Below are 25,046 nucleotides of genomic sequence, written 5' to 3' on the forward strand. Positions count from 1 at the left end.
TTATTTTATTTTAATCACACAAACTATTGGGTAAACACTATTGTTGGGTATATGCTATCCATTGTACATTTATTATATTTCTCTATTACTATCAAAAGCTTCTAATTCGTCCCCAACCTTTCTTAAAAAAGATCCTCCTAAAAACCCATCTACAACTCGATGATCAAATGATAACGATAAGTACATCATACTTCTAATTGCAATTTCATCTCCGCTATCTGTTGTAATAACTTCTGGTCGTTTCTTAATAATTCCCAAGGCTAGAATAGCTACCTCTGGTTGATTAATGATAGGTGTCCCCATGAGACTACCAAATGTTCCTACATTAGAAATTGTAAACGTACTTCCTCCTATTTCATCAGGTTTTAATGCATTATTTCTAGCATTATTCGCTAAATGATTTACACGTTGCGCTAAACCTAGTAAGTCTTTTTCATCAGCATTTCTTACTACGGGAACAATTAAATTACCACTAGGTAATGCCGTAGCCATACCTACATTAATATCTTTATGGACCACAATCTTCTTTCCGTCTACAGAAACATTAATCATAGGGTATTCTTGGATTGCTTTTGAAACTGCTTCTATAAAAATTGGAGTAAACGTTAACTTTTCTCCATGTTTTTCTAAAAATTCTAGTTTCATCTTATTACGCCAATTCACCATATTGGTAACATCCACTTCTATATAACTTGTTACATGTGGTGATGTATGTTTAGAATACACCATATGGTCTGCTATCATCGTTCTCATACGATCCATTTCTACAATGCGATCCTTTCCTTCTATATAGGAAATTGGAGGTGCGTTATATGATGGTTTTGGTGCAGTTGGTTGCGGTCTACTTGGTAAAGGATATTTTCTGTGTTTAAGGTACAACATAACATCACTCTTACGAATCCTGCCACCATCGCCAGTTCCAGAGATACTTTGAACCTCTTCTATTGTCAAGTTTTCTTTTTGAGCTATACTAATTACCAAAGGAGAAAGGAAACCATCATTATCTCCTGTATTTTGAATTTTAAAATCAGATTTAATATCCGGCTTAACCTTTGATTTAATTGATGATTGAGGTTTTACATTTACATTATTATTAGATAATTCCTTTCCTTCTGATTGTGATTTTTTTTCACTTGATCCAGAATCATCATCAGCATCAATAACGGCTATTACTTTACCAACTTCTACCACATCATTAGATTGAAAAAGTAATTCTGTGATGATACCATCACAAGGAGAAGGTACTTCAGAATCTACTTTATCAGTAGCCACTTCCAAAATAGTTTCATCTTCTTCTACAGTATCTCCTACATTCTTTAACCAATTAAGAATGGTTGCTTCTGATATACTTTCACCCATTTTGGGCATTTTTAGTTCTACTCTTGACATTTTAGTTAACTAATGTTAGTTAGTTTGTAATTATTACTTCTTAGATATTTACACTATTTGTTCAACCCATAGGGATCACTTTTTATCTTTAAATTCTTCTAAAGTTTTATAGAAAGCTTCTTGTGTTGGACGATCTTTCGGAATCTCTCTTAAAGGCTCCACTTCTTCTAAATAATCAAAGCAATCTTCAGGTAATTGTTGGTACAACTTAGTCCCTTTTGTTTTCCACCCAATCATCTCATCGCTAACAGCTTTTATTACTTTTGCTGGATTTCCCACTACTAAACTTCGTTTAGGAAAAACGGTGTTTGCTTTTACAAAAGACATAGCACCAATAATACACTCATCTCCAATTTCTGCATCATCCATAATAACTGTATTCATTCCTATAAGACAATTACGACCCAAATTAGCTCCGTGAATAACAGCGCCATGACCTACATGCGCACTTTCTTTTAACACTATAGATTTCCCAGGAAACATATGTACGGTACAGTTTTCTTGAACATTTACTCCATCTTCAAGAATAATCTCGCCCCAATCTCCTCTGATAGCAGCTCCAGGACCTATATAACAATTTTTACCTATAATAACATTACCTGTTACCGCTGCTAACGGGTGTACAAAACTACTTTCGTGCACTACTGGTATGTATCCTTTAAAACTATAAATCATTATTATATTATATGGATTCCAGCCTGAGCTGAAATAACAAAGCGTTTTATTTAAATCTTTTAAGCGTTTCTTTGGTAAAATCGCTTAACACTAATCTACCACTGATGATTGCCCTCTCTGCTAACAATGTATCCCAATGTTCTGTTCCTTCCCAAAATGCCTTTTTCATATCTTTCATCGCCTCGGGGTTATAGGTACATAAATGTTCGGCAAATTCTTTTACCGCAATATCCAATGCCTCTGTATCTTCAAAAACTTTAGTAAATAACCCTTTATCTCTTGCCCATTCTGCATCATAAAAAGAATTAGCATCAATGGCTATTTGCGTCATTGCTGACAATCCTATTTTACGTTCCACCGCGGGTCCCACAACAAAAGGACCTATTCCCACATTCAATTCACTTAATTTAATAGCGGCAAATTTTGTAGCCATACAATAATCTGTTGCAGACGCCACTCCAACTCCACCTCCTACAGTTTTACCTTGTACGCGTCCAATAATAAATTTTGGACAGGTACGCATTGCATTAATTACATTTGCAAAACCAGAGAAAAATATCTTACCAGTTTCTGCATCGTTAATATTTATTAACTCCTTAAAACTTGCACCTGCACAAAATGTTCTATTTCCTCCACTTTTCAAGACAATTACTTTAATATCATCATTATCTCCTGCTTCTGTTATAGTTTTAGCTAATTTGGCTAAAATATCACCAGGTAAAGAATTATGTGCTGGATGAAAAAACTCTATGGTTCCTACTCCATTTTCTGTTGTTATATTTACGTATGGTTGTGTCAATGTTTATTCTTAAATGTTTTACAATAATCCAAACTGTTCGAAATGATGATTCAAATGTTTTACATTTAACAAATCCCATTCAAACTTCTTCATCTCACCAAATACGGCATTTTTCGTAATTGCGTCAGGATTTTCTTTAAAATAGATTTCAAATTCATCCATTGCTTCCAACAACTTCTTTTTAGCAGTTATTAGATCTTCGTGAACTAACGCTTCCAACGACTCTTCTTTCATTAAAGGATGTTTATGACCTTTAGGCATTGGTTTATGGTTATACACCATTTCTTGTACTTTTTCTAAATACTGCTCTGGTGTAGCTATTTCAAAATCTTGAATCTCTCCGGCACCAATTCTAATGGTTTTCTCTATATGTTCTATCATATGCTGAGCGGTCATCAATCCCCATGTAGCTTTGGTATCCTCTTTTAGCCTTGCTAAATATCCCTCAATATTTGCTCGATTTACTTGTACAAATGGTGATTTTTTTTGTACCATCGTTAAAATCGTTGCGATAGCAGTCAACTCATCTTCTTGATCAAATACTTCTACAAACCACTTTACGATACCACTTGGCAATTCTTTTCCTCGATGATCACGATCAATTTTTTGTTTACAAGTTAATCTTACGTAAACGGTATCATTATGATAAATCGGACGCAAGAATCTACATTCCTCCAACCCATAATTTGCGGCAACCGGTCCTTTATTTGGATATACAAACAATCCAGCTGCTGCAGCAAGAATGAAATATCCGTGCGCAGTTCTTTTTTCGAAAATACTTCCATCAAGAGAAGTTATATCCGTATGTGCGTAAAAATGATCCCAAGTAAGATTACCAAAATTGATAATATCTGTATCTGTAATTGTTCTTTTATGAGTTTTAAGAGACATTCCTGGTTCGATATCTTCCCAATGATATGCAAACGGATGTTTATCCGACTCTTTATATTTAGAATTTGCTTGATAAATTCCAGTAACCTCTGTTAAAGTTGTTGGTGTTCCTTGTATTGCACAACGTTGCATGTAATGCTTGATTCCGCGCATTCCGCCCATTTCTTCTCCTCCTCCTGCTCTTCCTGGACCTCCGTGAGTAAGCATTGGTAGCGGAGAACCGTGCCCTGTACTTTGTTTAGCATTTTCTCTATTACCAATCAAAATACGTCCGTGATGAGAAGCTGCTCCTACTACGTATTCTTTCGCAATCTGATCATCATAAGTAAATATAGAGGATACTAAAGATCCTTTACCCATCTGAGATAATGTTATAGCATCATCAAGTGTATCATAAGGCATAATTGTAGAAACTGGTCCAAAAGCTTCTATCTCATGAACACCTTTATGCTGAAACGGGTTATCTTGTCTCATCAGAATTGGACTTACAAAAGCTCCTTTTTGTGCATCAGCACCAACAGTTTCTATTGTATCTAAATTTCCATAAACTATTTGAGCTGTTTTAGCTATTTCTGCAACATTATTTTTAAAGCTTTCGACTTGTTTTTTACTTGCCAAAGCCCCCATTCTCACTTCTTTCAATCTAGGGTCCCCAATAGTTACCTTATCTAATTGTTTACCTAAAGCAATCTGAACATCTTCGACTAATTTTGAAGGAACTATGATTCTACGAATAGCAGTACATTTCTGACCTGTCTTAACGGTCATTTCTTTTCTAACTTCTTTTACAAACAAATCAAATTCTGGTGTTCCTGGTACTGCATCTTCTCCAAGCACACAAGCGTTTAGTGAATCTGCTTCCATAGTAAACGGTACAGATTCTTCTATCAACCTTGGGTGTGCTTTTAAAACTCTTCCAGTATGTGCCGAACCTGTAAATGTTACCACATCTTGTGATCCAACAGTATCTAAGATATTTTTAGTCATTCCGCTTAAAAGCTGTAATGCTCCTTCTGGTAAAATTCCTGAATCTACAATTACTCGTACCACTGCTTCCGTAAGGTAAGCAGTTTGCGGAGCTGGTAGAACTACTGCCGGCATTCCAGCCATCCAATTAACCGCACATTTTTCTAACATCCCCCAAATTGGAAAATTAAAAGCATTGATGTGAACCGCTACTCCACGTTTTGGTACTAGGATATGATGCGCCATAAACCTTCCTCCTCTCGATAAATCAATAGGATCTCCTTCTACATGATAAGATTGATTCGGAAATAATTTACGTAAAGATGCATTTGCAAAAAGATTACCAAAACCACCTTCAATATCAATCCAACTATCAACTCTAGTTGCTCCTGTTCTATAACTAAGCTCATAAAATTGCTCTTTTCTTTTAGTAAGATATAAAGCTAATGACTTTAGCATATTTCCACGCTCCTGAAAAGTCATTTTTCTAAGTACTTCTCCTCCTTTGGTTCTACCGTAATGTAAAACTTCTGGAATATCTAGACCATCTGTTGTGGATGTACCAATTATTTCTCCAGTAACTGCATCGTTCATCACAATACCATCACCTGAACCTGTTGCCCATTTTCCAGTTATATAGCTTTCTAGTGTTTTCATAAATTATAGATTCGTGTTTTCTATTACACAAGCATATCCTTGTCCTACACCTACACACATAGTGATTAGTGCATATCGTTTATTTTGCTCTTGTAACTCTAAAGCAGCTGAATATGTGATTCTAGTTCCTGTAACTCCAAGTGGATGTCCAATTGCTATAGAGCCTCCATTAGGGTTGATTCTAGGATCATCATCTTTTAATCCCCATTCTCTTATACAAGCCAATGCTTGAGAAGCAAAAGCTTCATTTAATTCTATGATATCAATATCATCCATAGTAATACCTGCTTTTTCTAATGCCCTATTAGATGCCTGAACCGGACCAATTCCCATAATTCTGGGCTCTACTCCAACCACTGCAGAACTAACAATTCGTGCAATGGGTGTAAGGTTGTATTTTTTGACTGCATCTGAAGAAGCAATAATTGTAGCAGCTGCTCCATCATTTAGTCCTGAAGAATTTCCTGCAGTTACACTTCCATCTTTCTTAAAAGCAGGACGTAACTTTGCTAAAACTTCTTTGCTCGTAGCAGGTTTTACAAACTCATCATTAACAAACTTAATAGGATCTTTTTTTCGTTGCGGTATCTCTACAGTAGTAATTTCTTTTGCTAATCTCCCAGATTCTTGCGCTTTGGTAGCTTTCATTTGACTCCAGTATGCAAAAGCATCCTGATCCTCTCTAGAGATATTATACTTCTCTACCAAATTCTCAGCTGTATTTCCCATTCCATCCGTACCATATAACTCATGCATCTTTTGGTTTACAAACCTCCATCCAAAACTTGAATCATACATTTTGGAATCATTACCAAATGCCGAAGATGGTTTTGCAATTACGTATGGACCACGTGTCATATTCTCAACTCCTCCAGAAATAAAGATATCTCCATCATCAGCTTTTATAGCTCTGTTTGCGTGTATGATTGCCGAAAGTCCAGAACTACAAAGGCGATTTACTGTTTCTCCTGGAACTGTAAAAGGAAGTCCAGCTAATAAAGAACACATTCTAGCTACATTTCTATTATCTTCTCCTGCTTGATTAGCACATCCCATAATCACATCATCATAATCTTCCTTAGGAATATTTGGATTCTTTTTTACTAATTCTTTAATAACTAAAGCTCCTAAATCATCTGTTCTTACCGCGGATAATGTTCCTTTATAATTTCCAATAGGAGTTCTAACTCCATCTATTATATATGCTTCTTTCATTTTGATATGTGCGTATCTGGTTATAGTACTTTAATCACTATTTTATTCTTTCAATTTTGCCGTTACCACTGATTTTTCAATTAGTGGTAAGTATTTAGATTCTTCCTTTTCCATAAAATAGGAAGATATCATTATTGTTTTTTCTCCTGCAGGCATTGCATACATCATCATAATCATTTTATCACCTGTCTCGTCTAAAGTCATTGACTTCTGAACAAGTACTTTTTTACCTTCCAACTCAACTTCTTTAATTCCTAATGAAGTAACTCCATTTTGTTCTTCTGGTTCTTGCATCATCTTTACTTTAAAGGCATCATAAGATTGAGGAGCTACCATTTTCATAATTCCCGCAGACATATCCTCGTTCGCACGATTAGTTCCATTGTCAATAACAAAAACAGTTTCATCCACTTCCATTACTATTTGATCATTAAAAAGATCTCCCATAGCATTTTGAACATCCTCGGATACTTTTTCTTTTGTTTCGGTAACAATTGGTTCTGTGCCTTCTAAAGTTTCTTTTTTTGATTTCGTCTCTTTTCCACAAGAAAAAATTGACAAACATAAAATGGATACTAAAAATATTCTCATTGGTTTGTGTATTAGTTGATTAATTATTGCCAATCTTTATTGGTTCTGTATACTACTCCTTTGAATAGTGCTACTATTTGATCACCTCTTTTAACCTCAACAATATTAAACCCTATTTTAGTCTTTGCTATATCGGTAACTGCCTCGGCAGTAAGATAATCTCCTTCTTCTAAAGCTTCAATATGGTTGATCGATGTTTCTATAGAAACTGCATACTTACCATGGGTATTTGCAGAAAAACCAAATGCTGTATCTGCCAAACTATATGATATCCCTCCATGAGCTTTACCCATACTATTAAGCATCTCTTTTCGTACCGTCATTCCCACTTTACATCTTCCTACTTCTACTTGTATAACTTCTATCCCTAACCATTGACTAAAAGGGTCTTGGTCTAGCATTTTTTGAGGTATTTTTTGAGAGTCAATCATAATCTTAGATCTTTTTCTAATTAATTAATTGGAAAAAATGTTCTATTCTCTCTATCCATTCTTCTTAATAATGGGCTACATCGATACCTATCTTCTCGGTATTCATCATATAATTTATCAAGTTTATTTACGCACCAGTCAATTCCTTTTTTATCGGCCCAAGCAAGTAAACCCTTAGGGTAGTTAACACCTTTAGTCATTGCATTATCAATATCTTCTGGAGAAGCGATATTCCAAAATAGTGCATCTGCAGCTTCATTAATCAACATCACTAATACACGATTAAATATATACTGTGAGAGTTCTTCTTTGGATAACTTTTCAGCTCCGTTGGGAGTAACTGAACTACCAATATTCGGAGATGTTATTTTTCCTTGTTCATCATAATTATAGTATCCTTTACCAGATTTTCTTCCAAGGTATCCTGCTTCTGACAGTCTTTTTTGAGTAAAGGATGGTTTGTATCTAGGGTCGTAGTAAAATGCTTTGAATACGGTTTCAGTTACCGTATAATTAACATCATTCCCTATAAAATCCATCAATTCAAAAGGTCCCATTCTAAAACCTCCCAATTCCTTTAAGCTACTATCTATGGTTGCTAGGTCTGCCAGTCCTTCTTCATAAATACGAAGTGATTCTCCATAAAAAGGTCTCGCTACACGATTCACAATAAAACCAGGAGTATCCTTAGCAATGGCTACTACTTTTTTCCAATCCCTAATAGTATCAGTCACTTCATTTATTACGGCATCCGACGTTTGTACAGCCGGTATCACCTCTACTAATTTCATTAAGGGAGCAGGATTAAAGAAATGAATTCCGATACAACGTTCAGGTCTTTTTAACGAAGAAGCTATAGAAGCTATAGATAATGAAGATGTATTTGATGCTATAATAGTATCATCAGAAACATAGGTTTCTAATTCAGAAAACACACGTTGCTTAATTGATAAATCTTCGATGATAGCCTCTATAGTTAGATTGGCATCACTCAACTCTTTTAGCTCGTTTACATATGTAATATTTGTTTGAATCCGATCCTTTTCTTCTTTATCAATCCTTCCTTTTTCAATTAAACGAGAAAGAATTTTTTCCAAAGCTTTTTGACTTTTATCAAGTGCTTCTTGTTTTGTGTCAAACACTTTTACTTTGCATCCGGCTGTTGCGGCAACTTGCGCTATCCCACTACCCATTGTTCCGGACCCTATAACTCCTACCACCATATCTTAATTTCCTTTAAAAACAGGTTTTCTTTTTTCTATAAAAGCATTTACTCCTTCTGCATAATCATTACTTTCAGCTGCTTCTATTTGTAGATCAGACTCCATCGCTAATTGCTGATCTAATGTATTTACCATCGATTGATTTAATAATCTTTTGGTAAGCCCTAAAGCCTTAGTTGGCATTTGCGCAACTTTACTTGCTAGTTTAAGAACTTGATCTTCAAAAGTGTCAACTGGAAATACCTTATATAACATTCCTAAATCTTCGGCTTGCTCTGCACTCACTTTATCACCCAACATCATTAGGGCTGAAGCTTTCTGAAAACCAATCAACCTTGGTAAGAAAAAAGTCCCTGCACTATCAGGAATTAAACCAATTTTACTGAAAGCCTGAATAAAACTTGCTACTTCTGATGCTACAACAATATCGCAAGCCAAAGCAATATTTGCTCCTGCTCCAGCAGCAACTCCATTAACGGCTGCAATAACTGGTTTTTCTATATTTCGTATTCTCTGTACTATTGGATTATAATGTTCTTCTAATATTTTTCTGAATCCTGGGTTTAGTTCTGGAGAGGTAACTTCATTTAAATCCTGACCCGCACAAAACGCTTTACCATTACCAATTAACAGTATCGCTCTGACCTCATCGTTAGCTTCACAAGTATCTAAAGTATCCTGAAGTCTTAATGCCATTTCTCTATTGAAACTATTAAAAGTTTCCGGACGGTTTAAAGTTATCTTAGCTATATTATTTTCTATTTTTAATTCTATTGAGTTCACACTTTATGTTTTTATTACCTTAAATACTACAACGTCTCTAAGGAATTATTTTTCTATTAATTTAAACTGCGGATTGTATATAATTCCGATAACATTACTCCAAGGATCTTTTACCGAAGCAACCATTAATTCTCCTCCAACATTAGTTGGTTTTTCGTGTTCTATAGCTCCTAACTTTAGAAGTTTCTCATAGGTTTTATGAATATCATTCACTCCCCAATAAGAAAGCACATTATCGGTTTTGTTTTCTACTACATCCTCTTCTGGTAACAACCCTAATTCATATCCTCCAATATTGAAACCTACGTAAAAGGGTTCATCAAAATATTGTTTTGTATCAAAAGCTTTAGCATACCATTCTTTAGCTTTTTCTAAATCAGTTACTTTATATATAGTTGTTCTTAATCCTAGCATATTATTTAAGACATTTGAAATAATCAAAAGGTTCTAAACAATCATCACACTGAAACAAAGCTTTACAAGCGGTAGATCCAAACTGGCTTATCATCTTGGTATTATTAGATCCACATTGAGGACATTTTACTATTCGCTTATTCCCTAATAAAACTTCTTTATCAGCTTCTTCTTCTAAAGGAGCAGCAATCCCATAATCCTCAAGGGCTTTTCGTCCTCTAGGTGTTATCCAATCTGTAGTCCAGGCAGGAGAGAGTACTAATGACACCTTAGCATCCATCCGTTCTTTTTGAAAAGCACTTACAATATCATCTCCTATAACATCCATTGCTGGGCACCCACTATATGTGGGAGTAATATTAACATACACAGTATCATCAACGATTTTGGCAGATCTTACCACTCCCATATCCATAATAGATAATACGGGAATCTCTGGATCACTAACATTCTGTAGAATCTCGTATAATTTTGGATCAATATGTTGTTCTAATGTGATTGTCATATTACTTTTAATATTACTCTTGAAAAACAACCCTTTTGATAAATCGTTTGAATGATGTCTAATATATCATCACCACTTCATATTTGGGTAAGTTCTCTGCATATACTGAAGATCTGAAAGAAGATATCCCATATGTTCACTATGAATTCCTTCTTTGCCTCCTTTTCTAAACCATTTTAGTTCAGGAATCACTAAAGTTGCTTCTTCTAAAATTTCGTTTATAACCTGGTAGTATTTTTCTTTTAAAAGACTAACATCCACTCCAACTTCATTTTCAAGCATCTTTTTATCATCTTCTGTCATATGAAATAATTCATCAGTAAACTTCCAAAGATCATTCACCGCCTCTTGAACCTTATTTCTACTAACCTCTGTTCCATCCCCCAATCTTTTGATCCAGTCCGACGAAAAACGTTGATGATAACTAACTTCTTTTATCGATTTTTTAGCTATCGCAGAAAGTGTTTCATCTTTACTTTTTTGTAACTCTTGTAGTAGTAACAAATGAAAAACATCGTAAAAAAACTGACGAGTGATAACATATCCAAAATTAACATTTGGTTGCTCTACTAGTAGTACATTTTTATATTGTCTTTCTGTTCTCAAAAAAGCAATATCGTCTTCTGTTACCTTATCTCCAGAAAGTTGTGCAGCGTATTGATAATAACTACGTGTTTGTCCTAATAAGTCTAATGCTATATTAGTACATGCAATATCTGTCTCTAAATTTGGCCCATGGCCACATAATTCAGAAAGTCGTTGTCCTAAGATTAGAGCATTATCCGCAATTCCGTAGATATATTGTATTAAATTTTCTTTTTCCATTTTAAAAAATCGCATTAATTAAGCAAATTGCCATTTTACAGATATACTATTGCCTTTTATGCATTACATATGCTTTACCTCATCCGGCAATGTATAAAATGTAGGATGCCTATATACTTTATCCTGAGCAGGCTCGAACAACTCTCCATTATTCTCTGGATTAGAAGCAGTTATATGTTTAGATTCTACAACCCATATACTAACTCCTTCGCTTCTACGAGTATATACATCTCTAGCATTTTCTAATGCCATTTCCTCATCAGCAGCATGTAAACTCCCGAAATGTCGGTGTTCTAATCCATTTTTACTTCTTACAAAGACTTCCCAAAGTGGCCAATTTTTTTTCATAATCATTAAGCCCTTATTCTCATTAATTCTCAAAAAAGAAAGAAGTGAGTTAATAAGGTATTTATTAAATTGCTTTCTTTATTTTATTATTCTGTTGTTTTTCTGCATAAGCCATAGCAGCATCACGTACCCATTCTCCTTCTTCCCAAGCATTGACTCTAGCTGACAACCTTTCTTTATTACAAGGTCCGTGACCTTTAACTACTTGCCAAAACTCATCCCAATCAATTTCTCCAAAATCATAATGCTTAGTTTTCTCATTCCATTTTAAATCTGGATCCGGTACCGTTAAACCAATAAGGTCTGCCTGAGGAACAGTTTGATCTATAAATTGCTGACGTAGTTCATCATTTGTTTTTCTTTTTAACTTCCATTTCATGGATTGTTCTGTATGCACAGATTCTGCATCGGTAGGACCAAGCATCATAAGAGATGGCCACCACCATCTATTTAAAGCATCCTGAGCTAATTCTTTTTGCTCTGGTGTTCCTTTAGCCAATGTCATCATAATTTCATATCCTTGACGTTGATGGAAACTTTCTTCTTTACAAACACGAATCATGGCTCTTGCATAAGGACCATATGAAGTACTACAAAGAGGTACTTGATTAATTATTGCTGCACCATCAACCAACCATCCTATTGCACCTATATCTGCCCAAGTTAATGTAGGATAATTGAAAATACTAGAATATTTAGCTTTTCCAGAGTGTAATTGCTCGTATAATTCCTCTCTAGAAATCCCTAAAGTTTCACAAGCACTATATAAGTATAACCCATGTCCAGCTTCATCCTGTACTTTAGCTAATAATGCTACTTTACGTCTCATAGAAGGAGCTCTGGATATCCAGTTACCTTCTGGTAGCATTCCTACTATTTCCGAATGTGCATGTTGCGATATCTGCCTTATATGAGTCTTTCGATACTTTTCTGGCATCCAATCTTTAGGTTCGATTTTTTCATCTCTGGCAATTCTTTGGTCAAAAAGTTCTTCCAGATTTTTTATTTCTTTTTCACTCATAACATTGGAGTTTTATTATTCTGAAACCAAGTTCAGTTTTCTTATCAGAACTACAAAATATCCTGATTACACATCAAAATCAACTACTACCTTTTCTGTAGTTGGCACTGCTTGACAAGATAACACTAAGCCCTTTGCCACTTCATCTTCTTCGAGTGCATAATTTATTTTCATTGCTACTTCTCCTTCTATCAATTTACATTTACAAGTACTACAAACACCACCTTTACAAGCAAATGGAAGGTCGGCTCCAGCAGCCAATGCTCCATCTAGAATATTATCATATTCATCATCCATTCCGAAATGGAATTCTTTTCCACCATCAATTATTGTAACCTCAGTCCCCTCGAACTTATGTTCTACAGCAATTGCAGCTTGTTTCTTATCTTCTTCTGAAGCTCCAGAAAAAAACAACTCGTAATGAATATGATCCTTAGATAGTCCCGCATCAACTAATTCATCTCTAATAAGAAAAATCATCTCTTCTGGACCACAAATAAAACACTCATCTACTTCAGGAACATTAATAATCTTATCAGTAAGTTCTTTTAACTTATCCGAGGTAAATCTTCCATTTAACAAAGGAATATCTCTATGCTCTTTTGTTAGAAAATAAAATATCTCAAACCTTCCAAAATAAGTGTTTCTCAATGCTTCTATCTCTTCTTTAAAGATAATAGATTTAACAGTTCGATTCAAGTAAAATAACTTGAATGTACTATCGGGTTCTAAAGCTAAATGAGTTTTTATGATCGAAAGAATTGGAGTAATCCCACTACCTGCAGCGAAAACAATATAATTCTTAGATCTTGTTGTATCTACGTCTGTAAAAAAACTCCCATTGGGAGGCAAGACTTCTAATTCATCTCCAGCTTTTAAAACATTACAAGCATAATTGGAAAAAAGGCCTCCCTCTATTCTTTTAACAGCAACTTTCCACTCATCATCAATAGGACTTGAGCATAAGGAATAGTTACGCCTTACATCTTGCCCATCTAATTCGGTTCTTAAAGTTAAATACTGACCTTGTTTATATGCAAATTCCTCCTTTAAACTTTGAGGAATGTCAAAAGTTATTGAAGTACAGTCCTTAGTTTCTTTAAGAACCTCAGCTATTTTTATGGTATGAAAATCACTCATGAAATATTATACTATAACGTTATAGTATAACAAAACTAACAATTGTTAGTTTGATAAACAATTAATTAACAGTTAATTTTAAACTACACCTTTTAGTAATACTTCAATCATATCTTTTTTTAGTATCCCAGCATCAATATTTTTTTGCTTCGGATACCATAAATAAAGAGTTCTTAACGTAGATAACGTAGAGAATACTATAATTTCAATATTGTTGGATTTAATCTCTTTTGCATCCACTCCCTTTTTCACTATTCGTCTAAAATTTTCCTCATAATCATTTCGCATTTTTTCAAATGACAAAAGATTATCTTCTTCTAAATGCATCCAATCATTATTAAGTGATGCCAACCCATCAGCATTTCTTAAAGTAACATCGATATGAAGACTTATTATGTTTTCTAACTTCTGAATAGCATTTTGATCAGATTTTACTATAAGGTTCATTCCTGTAGTAAATTCTTCTGCAAGTTCAATAATAATTGTAGATAAAATTTCTTGTTTGGATTGGATATGATTATACAAACTAGCAGCTTTGATCCCCATAGCGGTTGCCAAATCTCTCATTGTAACCGCGCTATATCCTTTTTCTTTAAAAAGAATGGCTGCAGCGTTTACAATTTCTTGTTTTCTACTTTCTTGTTTCATTGGAAATGGGGTTTACTTATTGATAAAAACATTAAACTCTAACAAAAACCTTCTTTAGAGATTAAAGACTAAAAATATAATAAATTTGTTATATTGGAAACATTACTACATCTCTTTGATATTTTACACGAAATATAAATTACTATGAAATATGCAGGTTTATTTTTAATTTCTTTATTATTATTTGGCAACTGTAATACTATAAACGCTGTTAATTCTAATGATACTAAAGCAGTCACACAATCAGAACTCGAAGGTACATATGCCGTAACATCACTTTACGGAAATGATGTCTCTGAATACAAACTAACTTTAATTTTTAACCCTTCTAAAAAGACGCTTTCTGGTTTTGCTGGATGTAATTCCTACTCTTGCAATTACAATGTGGAGGGAAATTCTCTAACAACTAGTTTTCCAATTGGTACTAAAATACATTGTGAAGAAACTAGTGCTGTTGAAAAAGATTTTTTTAAGATCTTCTCTGATGAGAAAAACCCAAAACTAGATGGAAATACTCTTCATTTAATTAATCAAAATGATCAAAAAATTATTGTAGCAAAAAAAATCCTCTAATATTATTATCGTACTATCACTTTTTTAGTAAAGCTACCTCCGACCGAAAGATTTTCCATACACACAAAGTACATTCCCGAAGACATTGAAGATAAGTCTATTTCCCTATTATCGTTAACTTGTCCTTCTAAAACTAATTGACCAAATATATCAAAAACCATATAACTGAATTCACTTTCATCTCCATCAGAAATCATCAATACACCTTCTGTTGGATTAGGAAAAAGAACTATTTCTTCTGAAGTTTCTCCACCACCATCTCCCGGGTCATCTCCCTGAGAAAGTGCATTAAGTGTGGTTCTACCTGTATTTTCTGGATCAAGCCAGTTGGACAACCTAGTACTATCCGTAGTTCCAAAATCCCAAGAAATACTAAATCTTCCATAAAAATCAGGCGCACCATTATCATTAGTTCCAGAACAGGCAGCACCTCCTCCAGCAAGCTGTCCCACAATTCGACCCGAAGGATCAAAAATAGCAGATCCAGAAGATCCTCCTTCTGTAACTCCCAAATCCCAATCATCTACTCTCCAAGTATCAACAGGATCTGGTATTCCTCCAATATTTATATTATCAGCGATAGTAGGACTTACATTCTCTCTACATACTTTCATGATATCTCCATCAGGATGATGAATCCCAACAACAAAACTTGGAGTATTACCCGTTCTATCCCAACCTGCCCAATCAATATCCCAGTCTTCATCCAAACCACCTGTAATTTCTACAAGTTGCACATCAGATTCTGGGTTACTAGCTCTAGAAATAGCGCCACTAGTTGTTTGAAAATAATTAGATGGACCATTGTCGGTACTATTGTCGGAAGTTGCACAAACCGCATTTGTACTTATCCAATTAAATCGAAATGCCCAATTGGCATTGGCTGTTCCACAATGATTTGCCGTAAGAAAATAAGGAGCTTTATCATTACTAGTGTTATTAATTAAAGTTCCAGAACAAAATCCACTATTTCCAACAAGAGTAATTCCTACAGCTTTTTTGATGATATCTTTTATATTATCAAAATCTGATCCTACAGGGCAATTTACATCCTGATTACAATCACCGGATGTATTTAAACCCTTTTGATACGCTTTGTAATTACTAACACTTCTATATCCATGTACAACAGAACCTATATTTAACTTCCCTTCTCCTTTAACTGCCTTAGGCTCATAATACTCGATTATAATACTTTCTCCATCAGCAAGCCATGTACCTATTGTTTCATCAGGATTATTCATCTTATCAGTATAGGCTCCTAAATGAAATGTTTTCTCCTCATTATACAAATACACTTTACCTCCTTTTGGTAGCCTAAAAGAATCAAATACAAAATTCAGTGTATTCGCTCCTTCAGAGACAATATTTATTCTCCATATTCTATCGCCATTAGGCAAATCCGTCCATAATCCAGCATTTGTAATCCCAAGATCTACTTTAAACTCATGACCAAACCTATACACTTTCGACTTGTCCTTATCATTGATTTTATCTTCTTCTTTTAATTTTTGGAAATCAAAATACGGCATTCTAACTGATGGTACTTTAACCTCATTTATTGTTTTAACTAGATTAACATCTAAACTCTTAGGAAGTTCATTAGTTACTTGACCAAAAATGGCAGCATTAAAAAACAATATAAGAACATAAGAAATAAATTTTTTCATAATATTTGTCTAATCCATTAAATTGTTATGATTTTAAGATGTATTACTTTAGACGAGATAAAGATCTCAAAATCACTTGTAATAATAACAACATATCTGCTTAAAACCCTACACTATCTAAACAAAATTAGTTAATTAATTCTAATCTTAGCATTAAAACTAGTACTTTTCGGCTTGTAGAATTTAGCATCAAAATTTGATTTAAAAATGTCATCACAAATAGAATCCAATCCATTACTTGACAGGTTACCCCCACACCTCAAGCAATTTATCAAACCTCAGAATTACGATGAATACACTGCTATTGATCAAGCCGTCTGGAGATATGTGATGCGAAAAAACATAGTTTCATTAAGCAAAGTGGCTCATAAATCTTATTTAAAAGGGTTAGAAAAAACAGGAATTTCTATCGATGAAATTCCAAGTATGTATGGCATGAATAGAATCCTAAAAGAAATTGGCTGGGCAGCAGTTGCTGTAGACGGATTTATTCCTCCCAATGCTTTTATGGAATTTCAAGCATATAACATACTAGTTATAGCATCTGATATAAGACAGTTAGAAAACATAGAATATACTCCTGCTCCAGATATTATCCATGAAGCAGCAGGACATGCTCCCATTATTGCTAATCCAGATTATGCCGAATATTTGCGACGATTTGGAAAAATTGGCTGCAAAGCTATTTCCTCTAAGAGAGACTACGATATGTATGATGCAGTGCGGACATTGTCAATTCTTAAAGAATCACCAGATACTGATCCAGAAGCTATTAAAGACGCTGAAAACAGAGTAAATGAACTACAAAATCAAAAATCAGAGCCTTCGGAAATGGCTTTAATTCGTAATCTACATTGGTGGACAGTGGAATACGGTCTTATTGGCACTGTAGAGGATCCTAAAATTTATGGCGCAGGATTACTCTCCTCTATTGGAGAAAGCGAATGGTGCATGACTGATAATGTAGAAAAACTTTCTTACACACCTGATGCTGCGTTCCGTGATTTTGATATTACAAAACCTCAACCCCAATTATTCGTCACTCCAGATTTTGCCTATCTATGTCAGGTATTAGAAGAATTTGCGGATACCATGGCTTTAAGAAAAGGAGGGCATCGTGGACTAGCCAAACTTATTGAGTCTCAGAATTTAGGAACTATAGAATTAAGTACTGGTTTACAAATTTCTGGCGTTTTTACAAGAATGATCAAAAACGAAGATAATGAAGTAATTTATTTTGAAACTGAAGGCCCTACTGCACTTTCGTTTAGAGAAAAAGAATTAATTGGCCAAGGTATTGACATACACCCTAATGGTTTTAGATCACCTCTTGGTAAACTTAAAGGTATCAATTTAGCCATTGAAAACATGTCACCGAGGGATTTAAAAGCCTATAATTTCTATGATGGAGAATATATAGAATTTGAGTTCGAAAGTGGGATTACAATCGCAGGAATAAATATTACCGGAATGAGAAACATTAAAGGAGAACTTATTTTAATTCAGTTTAAAGAATGTACTATTAAATATCAAAATGAATATTTGTTTAAACCTGAATGGGGGACATTTGATTTAGCTGTAGGAAAAGAGATTCTTTCAGCATTTTCTGGACCTGCTGATGATTACTCATTTGACATGATTACTCATAACCCAGATATGAATACAATAAAACGAACATACTCTACAAAAGAGCAAGAATTACATTCCTTATATCAAGCGGTTAAAAATATACGAAATGGAGAAAATTCTAAATTTTCCCTAGAATCGGTATTTGACATTATAAAAAAAGATCATTCAGAGGATTGGTTATTATCTATTGAGATTTACGAATTAGTTCATGACAGAGAACCTAAATTTGCAACTGAAATATTAAATCATTTAGATCATATTAAAACAAAAAAGACAGAAATAAGACACCTAATAGATAGCGGGATTAAAATTATTAACCAAAAGACTTTAATAGCCTAATTTTAAAGTTTTACTTTTAGTCTAGTAAATAAGATATACTCTGATTATTTCTTGATTTTGACATTACCCAAGCATTCGTTTATCACGATATTATCAAAATAGCGGTTGTTGTAATTTTGATGAAGAAATAATCAGAATATACCAGTTTTTTATTTAATTACTTTTTTCCCTCTTTTGAGATAGCTCGTATTGTATCTGAAAGGTCTCCGGACTTTAATAAACTTACTAAAGCTCTAAAAAGGTCAAGACCATAAATTTTATTAAAATTTTCTAAAATAGATTTTATCTCTGTAATAGCAACAAAACCTGCTATTATCTTAAGAAAGGGAACCTCATTTACAATATACTCTTCTAATAAGAACGATGCTAGAATTACTAAGTTATATATAAAAAACTTAGAGATCGTATTCCCAATTCGTTCGCTACTTATTGGGATTTTATTTTTATAAGCCGCATACGAACCTGTAATAAAGTCTACCAAAATAAGGAAGACCATTGTCATCATTACTCCATTAACTGGTGAAAGAATCGTAAGCAACCAAAATACCATACTTATAATTTTATCCATGTTTCATTAATTTTTTGTAATCTAATACTCGATTTTTAGGATATGCTCTTATGCACACTCTATTATCTTGATTTCCTCCCAGAACGTATACAAACCCTCTAGTTTCTTTAATAAAAAAACCTACATGACCTTTTCTACTGCACGGCTTTTCTTTCCACAAAACCACTATATCACCAGCAGTCGGTGTATCTGTAGATTCACCTACATTAAGCCAACTACGAGCATTAAGCTGTCCTGAATAGGAATATCCAGTCTTTTTTGCTACCCAATTAGCAAATGCACTGCACCAAGCAGTGTCATTACGTAATTGGGGACCGTCAAAACCAATTTCATTAAAATAAGAAACAATCTGTGGGTGATCTTTAGAACCATTAATCTCTGTAACGCCATACTGAGATAGCGCCATTTCTAAAATATTCATACGTTAAAAAAATTTGATTACCTCTACAAGAATTACTTTATTCGAAAAAACCTTTATCCATATAACTAAATTTTTCAGACTTTTTCTTGAATTTAAATCATCATCTAGAGCTTGATTAAGAGTACTAAAAAGTTAAAATTCCAAGGCTTAATTATGAACCTGCAGGAACCCAGAATTTTTTTCTTTTTTGCACATAATTACAGTAAACCATTTGCACACTTTTGTCATAGATTTTATAATAAAACCAATACATACAGTGCGTTGAAAAGCATATATAAATATACGAAAACAGTAAAGATTTCTAAAGGTTTTTTATTGGCAAATACTGCAACTACGGGAGTAAAAAAGAAGGCTAAACTTTCGGAGGAAAACCTCTTGATTTAACCTTCTTATAATTTTATATTTTGTTATTTCAAAACTATATTTATTGAACTATAAATCTTTTCATTCTTTTATGATCATTGTTTCCTAATTGTAAAAGATATAATCCACTAGACAAACTACTTACATCAATATTACCATTAATGATTTTAGTATTTATTACTTTCTGTCCGGCATAATTATAAATAGTAACTTTTGACTCTTCATCAGAAACTCCTCTAACAAATAAAACTCCTTTGCTAACGGGGTTAGGGTATAATTGTAATTTTTCATTCGTCCCAAAACTTAAAACATTACTTTCTCGGGAAGCAGTAACTCCTCCAATATTTATAGTATAATCTTCTACTTCTCCATATGTAAAAGTCTCACAAGGTGTAGCTGTTGCATTATACTTTAAAGTTACTCGCATTCTTGTTGCTCCTGACAATGCACTAGAAGGTATCGTAAAATCATATGATTGATTTGCATCACTACGTGTAGATTCGGAAACTATTAACTCCGAACTCTCAAAAGCTCCATTTTTATTATAATCAATCCAAACATTCCAATATTCTGTATATACTGTCCCTGTATAATTAAGACTTAACACAATAGTATTTTGTCCATAAGACACAGCACCAGTTTGGCTTGTGTAATCCGTATATCCGCTCGTTGCAGCAGAAACATTATCTATACCTCCTATACCTACATAATCAATATATTCATCATTTACATTAGTACCTTGACTATTACAATATGTAATTACAACACCAGTTGTGGTAAAAGTCACAGAATCACTTGCAGAAGAACTATTCCCAGCAGCATCTTTTGCTATCACCACAAAAGTATATTCTGAATCTGGGTTTAATCCACCAATAGTAGTATTCGTAGCTGCCGAAGTTCCTATTAAAGTTGCTCCTTGATATACTTCATATTCAGAAACACCTATATCATCTATAGACGCATTCCAAGATAAATCCACAGTAGTACCTGTAATATTAGACGCAATTAGATTGGTCGGTGTTGACGGAGCTTGAGAATCAGGTGTTGTGGAAATAATTTTTAAATCATCAATAGCCATATCACTTCGAAATCCATTTCCCGTAGTTCCCTTAAACCTGAGCTGCATCACCGAACCAGCATATGCAGAAATATCTAATGAGACCTGATTCCATTGATCTCCTTGACTTCCACTCTTACTCCAAATCGATGCATAACTTGATCCATCATTGTTACTAACCAAAACTTCTAAAGATCCCATATTAGTCCCATTCATATGATATCCAAACTCTAACGTTGCACCCGTTAATACCGAAAGGTCGACACAAGGACTATCAAATAATGCTATTTTCCCAGGATATCCAGTACCATTTCCTGAAGCTTCTATAAACATATAAAATGAGCCTTCTTGAGCAGAAGATGGTCCTGTTCCACTAGAAGGTGTTCCATTACTATCACGAGTCCAATTAATATCATCATCAGTATTATTCGTCCATAGTCCAATATTCGACTCAAAACCTTCTGCATATGGAAATATAGTAATCCCAGTGCAAGCAGGTGTAGTAGTTGTAGTAAAGGATACAGAATCACTATAGGGAGAAACAATTGTTGCTGTACATATACTACGAACCTGAGCTTCGTAATCAGTATCGACCATTAAACCGGAAATACTAGTCGTATTAGTATTTACTGAAACTACCGTCCAATTAACAGTGCCTATCTCCCTATACCGAAGATCAAAACTAGCTCCGGCACTACCTGACCAATTTAAATCAGCACTAGTCGATTGCACAGAAGAAACTGTTAATCCTGTTGGAGCAGTTGCTCCTAATGGGGTAAGTTGAACATCTTGTATTACCGATTGACCATCTGCAATTACGATACCTGTTATAGTTTTTGACTCATAACATTCCGCTTCATAAAGAACGGTATACGTTCCTGCTTTAATTGGTCTATAATAATCCCCTTCTGGCAATTCGGTAGGTGTCCATGTTTCATACGCCTCTTTCCCAACAACAGTCACTTTTGCATCTATAGGTTGATTCGTTGCAGCATCAGTAACAATACCACGTATTCCATAATTTACTTGTTTTAAAAAACCAATAAGTGCTTCTTGATTATAATTCCAGAAATTCACTAATTGATTTGCAGGAGGAGTTTTTGCGTTAGAAAGCTCTACAGTTACTTCTCTCCCTTTATGAAAATGTATTTGATAATCCTGTCTTCCTCCTTGTACCTCATACCAATCATATCCATTAGTAACTCCATTATTTAAGGCATCAAAATATCCACTTGGACTATTCTGCTGACAGAAATCTCTATATTCTTCGGAAACATGAACAAAATAATCCTCATCAGGATGCGCTCCAGCATAAGTATCCCAAGGATAATTAATCAACTCAATACCTCCATGAAAGTTAGCTGACAGTACGAAGTGTGTTGATGCAGCAAAATTCATAAAATGTTGTGTTTCTATTTGATAACTATTTCCGTCAGGATTCGCTCCATCATCTGGATCAGGGTAATTACGATTAAGATCTACATTGTTAGCATTACCACGAGTAGCATTAGCTACCGATGTATTACTAGCACTATTTCTATACGTTCCATCAGGATTCGCTAATGGATTAATCCATACTTCATTATTATCCAAAAGCTGCTTAATTTCTACATGCCTTGGATGAGAGGTATCATTATAAGCAGTTAATAAAAAATCAATAAGATTAAGCATCATTGGATATCCGGCGATCTCATCTCCATGCATAGAAGACGTATACATAACACGTGGCTCTTGTTCATTTGCACCAACATTATCAGACAATTTCACAAAAAGCAATGCTTTATCCCCTTCTGTGGTGGCGCCAATATTTTGGATTTGACATATCGTTGGGTTATTGGTAGCAAAATCATTCATCATACTCACATAATCAGCATATGTTGGGTAAGCAGTTAAAGGAAATGTTGCAGCTTTAATAGAAAGATCCGATGTCATTGTTCTATACCCGATGATATTATCATCTTCGGTTGTAGTAAAAGGAATCTCCTTATCTAGAAATTCATCAAATTGAGACTTATTAGCCATTAACTTTACAATACCTGTCACCTGATCATAATGGACAATGGATAATCCTTTTGTAAAGGTTTGTAGCTGAGACGGGCTTTCTATCTTAATATCGAATATCACCTCTCCTTTGAGGTTTATATACTCAATTGCTTGTTCTTTTTGAGTTTTCTGCGCAAATAGCGACACACCTAGGATCAGACAGACCCATAAGGCAAGTATTCGTTTGTTCTTCATGGTTTTAAGAGTGTTTGTGTAAGACATACTTTGGTTATAAGCAGTCTTTATAGTTAAATTGGTTTTAATAATTATAAAGATAAGTTAAAAAACATCAAAACAGCGATGCAAAATCAGATCTTTTCCCCTTTGTAATACTCCAGTTTATCAATAGATTAACTAGTAAAAAATATCCTAAACCAGTCCTTATTTTGATTTTCTATAAACCTAAAACGAACCTTCTTACAAAAGCATTATTTATATAATTTTGGAAATAATCTAATCTTAAATCTGCATTATAAGTTCTTAATATCACGACTCATCCTTAGTTTTTTAGAATATTATAAATTGTTTTTTCTGAAATAAAAAGTTGTTCTATCAACTCTTCTACAATAACCTTCATTTGTTTTTCCGAATTGCTTTCGACATAATTCTGAACAAACTGTTTACGCTTTTCTAATAACAGTTTACTTCGCTGCATAAGCCATTTAATTTTAAATTAAATATAAAAACACCACCTTATTCAAACAAAAGTTTGAATAGTTATCCTTCTAAAGTGACTCTAGCACGACGTCTTATGCTATTTTACCCGAAAATGTTGCAATAGAATTAACACAAATGTTTGATTATGAATAATTTTTCCTATTTTAGCAACTAATTACAATACAAATATACAACATTTTACAGAAATAACCAACAAAATACAGATGTTTTGTGTATTTTGTTTGAATTTATTTATTTTAGAAGTTTTAAATTAAAAAATCAACATAATGATAGCAATTGATGAAAAAATTAGGGAAATAATAGATTTTTTTAGTTTAAACAATCATTCTTTCGCTAAAAAAATAGGGGTCACCAGTACTACAATAGATAGTATTACTACAGGAAGACTCCAACCAGATGGCTCTAGAAAAAGAACCAAACCTGGTTACGATTTACTAGAACGCATTATTAATGAATTCTCTATTAACCCAGAATATCTTTTTGGAAAAAGCAGCAACATATTAATAAACAAAAAAGAGGAAACTACAACATATGGTGGAATCCCACAAGTAGTCGCTGTAAATCAAGAAGGAGATGAAAATGTAGTTTATGTCCCCATAAAAGCAAGAGCGGGATACCTAGATGGTTATGGTGACACAGAATATATAGAAACTCTTCCTACATTCAATATGCCTCATCTGAGTAACGGCACTTTTAGATGTTTCGAAGTACAAGGTAATTCTATGGTCAGAACATTTTTTGATGGAGATCTTGTTTTTGGAAAATATGTAGAAGATCTAAATGATATAAAAGATGGAAGGATCTACGTAATCGTTAGTAAAAATGATGGTATTGTTTTAAAACGAATTATCAATAGAATTGAAGAACGAGGTAAGCTTATTCTAAAATCTGACAATAAAGATGGCAATTACCCCACATATACTATAAATTCTGAAGAAATCATGGAAGCCTGGTATATCACTATGTTTGCTTCTAAACAAATGCCTGAACCTGTGGATGTTTACGATCGTTTACATGACTTGGAGACTAAAATTGTTTTGTTAGAAGAAGAATTAAAAAGAAATAACTAAATAAAGATCGGGCATAACTTTTATAGTTATAACCCGATCTCACGTAAAAAAACCTCACAATAAAGTTTTCTATACACATATATCTATCCTACACATTAGTGAGACTAAAAATCA

At 33.9% G+C, this 25,046-nt stretch carries 24 protein-coding genes; 3 read left to right on the forward strand and 21 right to left on the reverse strand.

The genetic code is table 11. The features are described from left to right. Nucleotides 1-72 precede the first annotated feature (72 nt). The 16 genes from J8L88_RS07435 to J8L88_RS07510 all read right to left on the reverse strand — a co-directional run bounded on the left by J8L88_RS07435 (nucleotide 73) and on the right by J8L88_RS07510 (nucleotide 14,521). Entirely contained in the window at nucleotides 73-1,389 is a 1,317-nt protein-coding gene (locus tag J8L88_RS07435; RefSeq protein ID WP_118387495.1) for a dihydrolipoamide acetyltransferase family protein, read from the reverse strand. Between the two features lie 75 nt (nucleotides 1,390-1,464). Further along, nucleotides 1,465-2,064: a transferase hexapeptide repeat family protein gene (locus J8L88_RS07440; protein WP_211060395.1), complete on the reverse strand. Its 600-nt coding sequence runs from the start codon at nucleotides 2,062-2,064 to the stop codon at nucleotides 1,465-1,467. A gap of 46 nt (nucleotides 2,065-2,110) precedes the next feature. Then, nucleotides 2,111-2,863, reverse strand: coding sequence for an enoyl-CoA hydratase/isomerase family protein (locus J8L88_RS07445; protein ID WP_027395281.1), 753 nt, complete (start codon nucleotides 2,861-2,863; stop codon nucleotides 2,111-2,113). An 18-nt stretch (nucleotides 2,864-2,881) separates the two neighbouring features. Then, complete coding sequence (gene paaZ / locus J8L88_RS07450) at nucleotides 2,882-5,377, reverse strand: phenylacetic acid degradation bifunctional protein PaaZ (protein WP_211060396.1); 2,496 nt, start codon at nucleotides 5,375-5,377, stop codon at nucleotides 2,882-2,884. A gap of 3 nt (nucleotides 5,378-5,380) precedes the next feature. Next, entirely contained in the window at nucleotides 5,381-6,592 is a 1,212-nt protein-coding gene (locus J8L88_RS07455) for an acetyl-CoA C-acyltransferase (RefSeq protein ID WP_118387503.1), read from the reverse strand. A gap of 42 nt (nucleotides 6,593-6,634) precedes the next feature. Further along, nucleotides 6,635-7,183, reverse strand: coding sequence for a hypothetical protein (locus J8L88_RS07460; RefSeq protein WP_118387506.1), 549 nt, complete (start codon nucleotides 7,181-7,183; stop codon nucleotides 6,635-6,637). A gap of 23 nt (nucleotides 7,184-7,206) precedes the next feature. After that, entirely contained in the window at nucleotides 7,207-7,614 is a 408-nt protein-coding gene (locus tag J8L88_RS07465) for a PaaI family thioesterase (protein WP_027395277.1), read from the reverse strand. Between the two features lie 20 nt (nucleotides 7,615-7,634). Then, on the reverse strand, nucleotides 7,635-8,837 hold the full coding sequence (locus tag J8L88_RS07470) for a 3-hydroxyacyl-CoA dehydrogenase NAD-binding domain-containing protein (protein ID WP_118387508.1): 1,203 nt from the start codon (nucleotides 8,835-8,837) through the stop codon (nucleotides 7,635-7,637). 3 nt (nucleotides 8,838-8,840) lie between these two features. After that, the gene (locus J8L88_RS07475) at nucleotides 8,841-9,620 is read right to left on the reverse strand and encodes an enoyl-CoA hydratase-related protein (RefSeq protein ID WP_211060397.1); all 780 of its coding nucleotides are present in this window, start codon (nucleotides 9,618-9,620) and stop codon (nucleotides 8,841-8,843) included. A gap of 45 nt (nucleotides 9,621-9,665) precedes the next feature. Then, a complete protein-coding gene (locus J8L88_RS07480; RefSeq protein WP_035086333.1) occupies nucleotides 9,666-10,034 on the reverse strand; it encodes a VOC family protein in 369 nt (122 codons plus the stop codon). A gap of 1 nt (nucleotide 10,035) precedes the next feature. Next, entirely contained in the window at nucleotides 10,036-10,539 is a 504-nt protein-coding gene (gene paaD, locus J8L88_RS07485; protein ID WP_211060398.1) for a 1,2-phenylacetyl-CoA epoxidase subunit PaaD, read from the reverse strand. Nucleotides 10,540-10,608: 69 nt separating this feature from the next. Continuing rightward, the gene (gene paaC, locus J8L88_RS07490) at nucleotides 10,609-11,364 is read right to left on the reverse strand and encodes a 1,2-phenylacetyl-CoA epoxidase subunit PaaC (protein ID WP_027395272.1); all 756 of its coding nucleotides are present in this window, start codon (nucleotides 11,362-11,364) and stop codon (nucleotides 10,609-10,611) included. Between the two features lie 63 nt (nucleotides 11,365-11,427). Continuing rightward, entirely contained in the window at nucleotides 11,428-11,712 is a 285-nt protein-coding gene (gene paaB, locus J8L88_RS07495) for a 1,2-phenylacetyl-CoA epoxidase subunit PaaB (RefSeq protein ID WP_027395271.1), read from the reverse strand. Nucleotides 11,713-11,776: 64 nt separating this feature from the next. After that, complete coding sequence (gene paaA, locus J8L88_RS07500; protein ID WP_027395270.1) at nucleotides 11,777-12,733, reverse strand: 1,2-phenylacetyl-CoA epoxidase subunit PaaA; 957 nt, start codon at nucleotides 12,731-12,733, stop codon at nucleotides 11,777-11,779. A 66-nt stretch (nucleotides 12,734-12,799) separates the two neighbouring features. Then, on the reverse strand, nucleotides 12,800-13,873 hold the full coding sequence (gene paaE, locus J8L88_RS07505; protein WP_211060399.1) for a 1,2-phenylacetyl-CoA epoxidase subunit PaaE: 1,074 nt from the start codon (nucleotides 13,871-13,873) through the stop codon (nucleotides 12,800-12,802). Nucleotides 13,874-13,951: 78 nt separating this feature from the next. Beyond that, nucleotides 13,952-14,521 carry a TetR/AcrR family transcriptional regulator gene (locus J8L88_RS07510; protein ID WP_027395268.1) on the reverse strand — a complete coding sequence of 190 codons (570 nt, stop codon included), beginning with the start codon at nucleotides 14,519-14,521 and terminating at the stop codon, nucleotides 13,952-13,954. Between the two features lie 144 nt (nucleotides 14,522-14,665). On the opposite strand from J8L88_RS07510, the gene J8L88_RS07515 reads away from it, so the two are divergent. After that, nucleotides 14,666-15,094 (forward strand): META domain-containing protein, encoded by a 429-nt coding sequence (locus J8L88_RS07515; protein WP_211060400.1) that lies wholly within the window; start codon nucleotides 14,666-14,668, stop codon nucleotides 15,092-15,094. Between the two features lie 5 nt (nucleotides 15,095-15,099). Here J8L88_RS07515 and J8L88_RS07520 read toward each other — a convergent pair whose 3' ends face one another. Further along, nucleotides 15,100-16,764: a T9SS type A sorting domain-containing protein gene (locus J8L88_RS07520; protein ID WP_211060401.1), complete on the reverse strand. Its 1,665-nt coding sequence runs from the start codon at nucleotides 16,762-16,764 to the stop codon at nucleotides 15,100-15,102. 207 nt (nucleotides 16,765-16,971) lie between these two features. Between J8L88_RS07520 and J8L88_RS07525 the strand changes: the two genes are divergently transcribed. Continuing rightward, complete coding sequence (locus J8L88_RS07525) at nucleotides 16,972-18,732, forward strand: aromatic amino acid hydroxylase (RefSeq protein ID WP_027395266.1); 1,761 nt, start codon at nucleotides 16,972-16,974, stop codon at nucleotides 18,730-18,732. 157 nt (nucleotides 18,733-18,889) lie between these two features. Here J8L88_RS07525 and J8L88_RS07530 read toward each other — a convergent pair whose 3' ends face one another. The 4 genes from J8L88_RS07530 to J8L88_RS07545 all read right to left on the reverse strand — a co-directional run bounded on the left by J8L88_RS07530 (nucleotide 18,890) and on the right by J8L88_RS07545 (nucleotide 23,839). Then, nucleotides 18,890-19,300: a phage holin family protein gene (locus J8L88_RS07530; protein WP_027395265.1), complete on the reverse strand. Its 411-nt coding sequence runs from the start codon at nucleotides 19,298-19,300 to the stop codon at nucleotides 18,890-18,892. Beyond that, entirely contained in the window at nucleotides 19,293-19,721 is a 429-nt protein-coding gene (locus tag J8L88_RS07535) for a TIGR02594 family protein (protein ID WP_027395264.1), read from the reverse strand. Before J8L88_RS07535 ends, J8L88_RS07530 begins: the two co-directional genes overlap by 8 nt. Before the next feature lie 424 nt (nucleotides 19,722-20,145). Next, nucleotides 20,146-23,379 carry a M14 family zinc carboxypeptidase gene (locus J8L88_RS07540; protein ID WP_211060402.1) on the reverse strand — a complete coding sequence of 1,078 codons (3,234 nt, stop codon included), beginning with the start codon at nucleotides 23,377-23,379 and terminating at the stop codon, nucleotides 20,146-20,148. Nucleotides 23,380-23,683: 304 nt separating this feature from the next. After that, the gene (locus tag J8L88_RS07545; protein ID WP_155839766.1) at nucleotides 23,684-23,839 is read right to left on the reverse strand and encodes a hypothetical protein; all 156 of its coding nucleotides are present in this window, start codon (nucleotides 23,837-23,839) and stop codon (nucleotides 23,684-23,686) included. A 289-nt stretch (nucleotides 23,840-24,128) separates the two neighbouring features. Here J8L88_RS07545 and J8L88_RS07550 point away from each other — a divergent pair, with 289 nt between their 5' ends. Beyond that, nucleotides 24,129-24,932 (forward strand): S24 family peptidase, encoded by an 804-nt coding sequence (locus J8L88_RS07550; protein ID WP_199726728.1) that lies wholly within the window; start codon nucleotides 24,129-24,131, stop codon nucleotides 24,930-24,932. Nucleotides 24,933-25,046: the final 114 nt, after the last annotated feature.

This window comes from Aquimarina sp. MMG015, assembly GCF_018100855.1.
Lineage (GTDB): Bacteria > Bacteroidota > Bacteroidia > Flavobacteriales > Flavobacteriaceae > Aquimarina > Aquimarina latercula.

What these genes read in the sequence shown, in the direction of transcription:
- J8L88_RS07540 (WP_211060402.1), bottom strand. Translation starts at nt 23,379, where the DNA reads ATGAAGAACAAACGAATACTTGCCTTATGGGTCTGTCTGATCCTAGGT.
- J8L88_RS07440 (WP_211060395.1), bottom strand. Translation starts at nt 2,064, where the DNA reads ATGATTTATAGTTTTAAAGGATACATACCAGTAGTGCACGAAAGTAGT.
- paaA (WP_027395270.1), bottom strand. Translation starts at nt 12,733, where the DNA reads ATGAGTGAAAAAGAAATAAAAAATCTGGAAGAACTTTTTGACCAAAGA.
- J8L88_RS07530 (WP_027395265.1), bottom strand. Translation starts at nt 19,300, where the DNA reads ATGGATAAAATTATAAGTATGGTATTTTGGTTGCTTACGATTCTTTCA.
- J8L88_RS07520 (WP_211060401.1), bottom strand. Translation starts at nt 16,764, where the DNA reads ATGAAAAAATTTATTTCTTATGTTCTTATATTGTTTTTTAATGCTGCC.
- J8L88_RS07480 (WP_035086333.1), bottom strand. Translation starts at nt 10,034, where the DNA reads ATGCTAGGATTAAGAACAACTATATATAAAGTAACTGATTTAGAAAAA.
- J8L88_RS07515 (WP_211060400.1), top strand. Translation starts at nt 14,666, where the DNA reads ATGAAATATGCAGGTTTATTTTTAATTTCTTTATTATTATTTGGCAAC.
- J8L88_RS07435 (WP_118387495.1), bottom strand. Translation starts at nt 1,389, where the DNA reads ATGTCAAGAGTAGAACTAAAAATGCCCAAAATGGGTGAAAGTATATCA.
- J8L88_RS07550 (WP_199726728.1), top strand. Translation starts at nt 24,129, where the DNA reads ATGATAGCAATTGATGAAAAAATTAGGGAAATAATAGATTTTTTTAGT.
- J8L88_RS07535 (WP_027395264.1), bottom strand. Translation starts at nt 19,721, where the DNA reads ATGAATATTTTAGAAATGGCGCTATCTCAGTATGGCGTTACAGAGATT.
- J8L88_RS07470 (WP_118387508.1), bottom strand. Translation starts at nt 8,837, where the DNA reads ATGGTGGTAGGAGTTATAGGGTCCGGAACAATGGGTAGTGGGATAGCG.
- J8L88_RS07455 (WP_118387503.1), bottom strand. Translation starts at nt 6,592, where the DNA reads ATGAAAGAAGCATATATAATAGATGGAGTTAGAACTCCTATTGGAAAT.
- paaB (WP_027395271.1), bottom strand. Translation starts at nt 11,712, where the DNA reads ATGAAAAAAAATTGGCCACTTTGGGAAGTCTTTGTAAGAAGTAAAAAT.
- paaD (WP_211060398.1), bottom strand. Translation starts at nt 10,539, where the DNA reads ATGACAATCACATTAGAACAACATATTGATCCAAAATTATACGAGATT.
- J8L88_RS07460 (WP_118387506.1), bottom strand. Translation starts at nt 7,183, where the DNA reads ATGAGAATATTTTTAGTATCCATTTTATGTTTGTCAATTTTTTCTTGT.
- paaC (WP_027395272.1), bottom strand. Translation starts at nt 11,364, where the DNA reads ATGGAAAAAGAAAATTTAATACAATATATCTACGGAATTGCGGATAAT.
- J8L88_RS07545 (WP_155839766.1), bottom strand. Translation starts at nt 23,839, where the DNA reads ATGCAGCGAAGTAAACTGTTATTAGAAAAGCGTAAACAGTTTGTTCAG.
- paaE (WP_211060399.1), bottom strand. Translation starts at nt 13,873, where the DNA reads ATGAGTGATTTTCATACCATAAAAATAGCTGAGGTTCTTAAAGAAACT.
- J8L88_RS07465 (WP_027395277.1), bottom strand. Translation starts at nt 7,614, where the DNA reads ATGATTGACTCTCAAAAAATACCTCAAAAAATGCTAGACCAAGACCCT.
- J8L88_RS07510 (WP_027395268.1), bottom strand. Translation starts at nt 14,521, where the DNA reads ATGAAACAAGAAAGTAGAAAACAAGAAATTGTAAACGCTGCAGCCATT.
- paaZ (WP_211060396.1), bottom strand. Translation starts at nt 5,377, where the DNA reads ATGAAAACACTAGAAAGCTATATAACTGGAAAATGGGCAACAGGTTCA.
- J8L88_RS07525 (WP_027395266.1), top strand. Translation starts at nt 16,972, where the DNA reads ATGTCATCACAAATAGAATCCAATCCATTACTTGACAGGTTACCCCCA.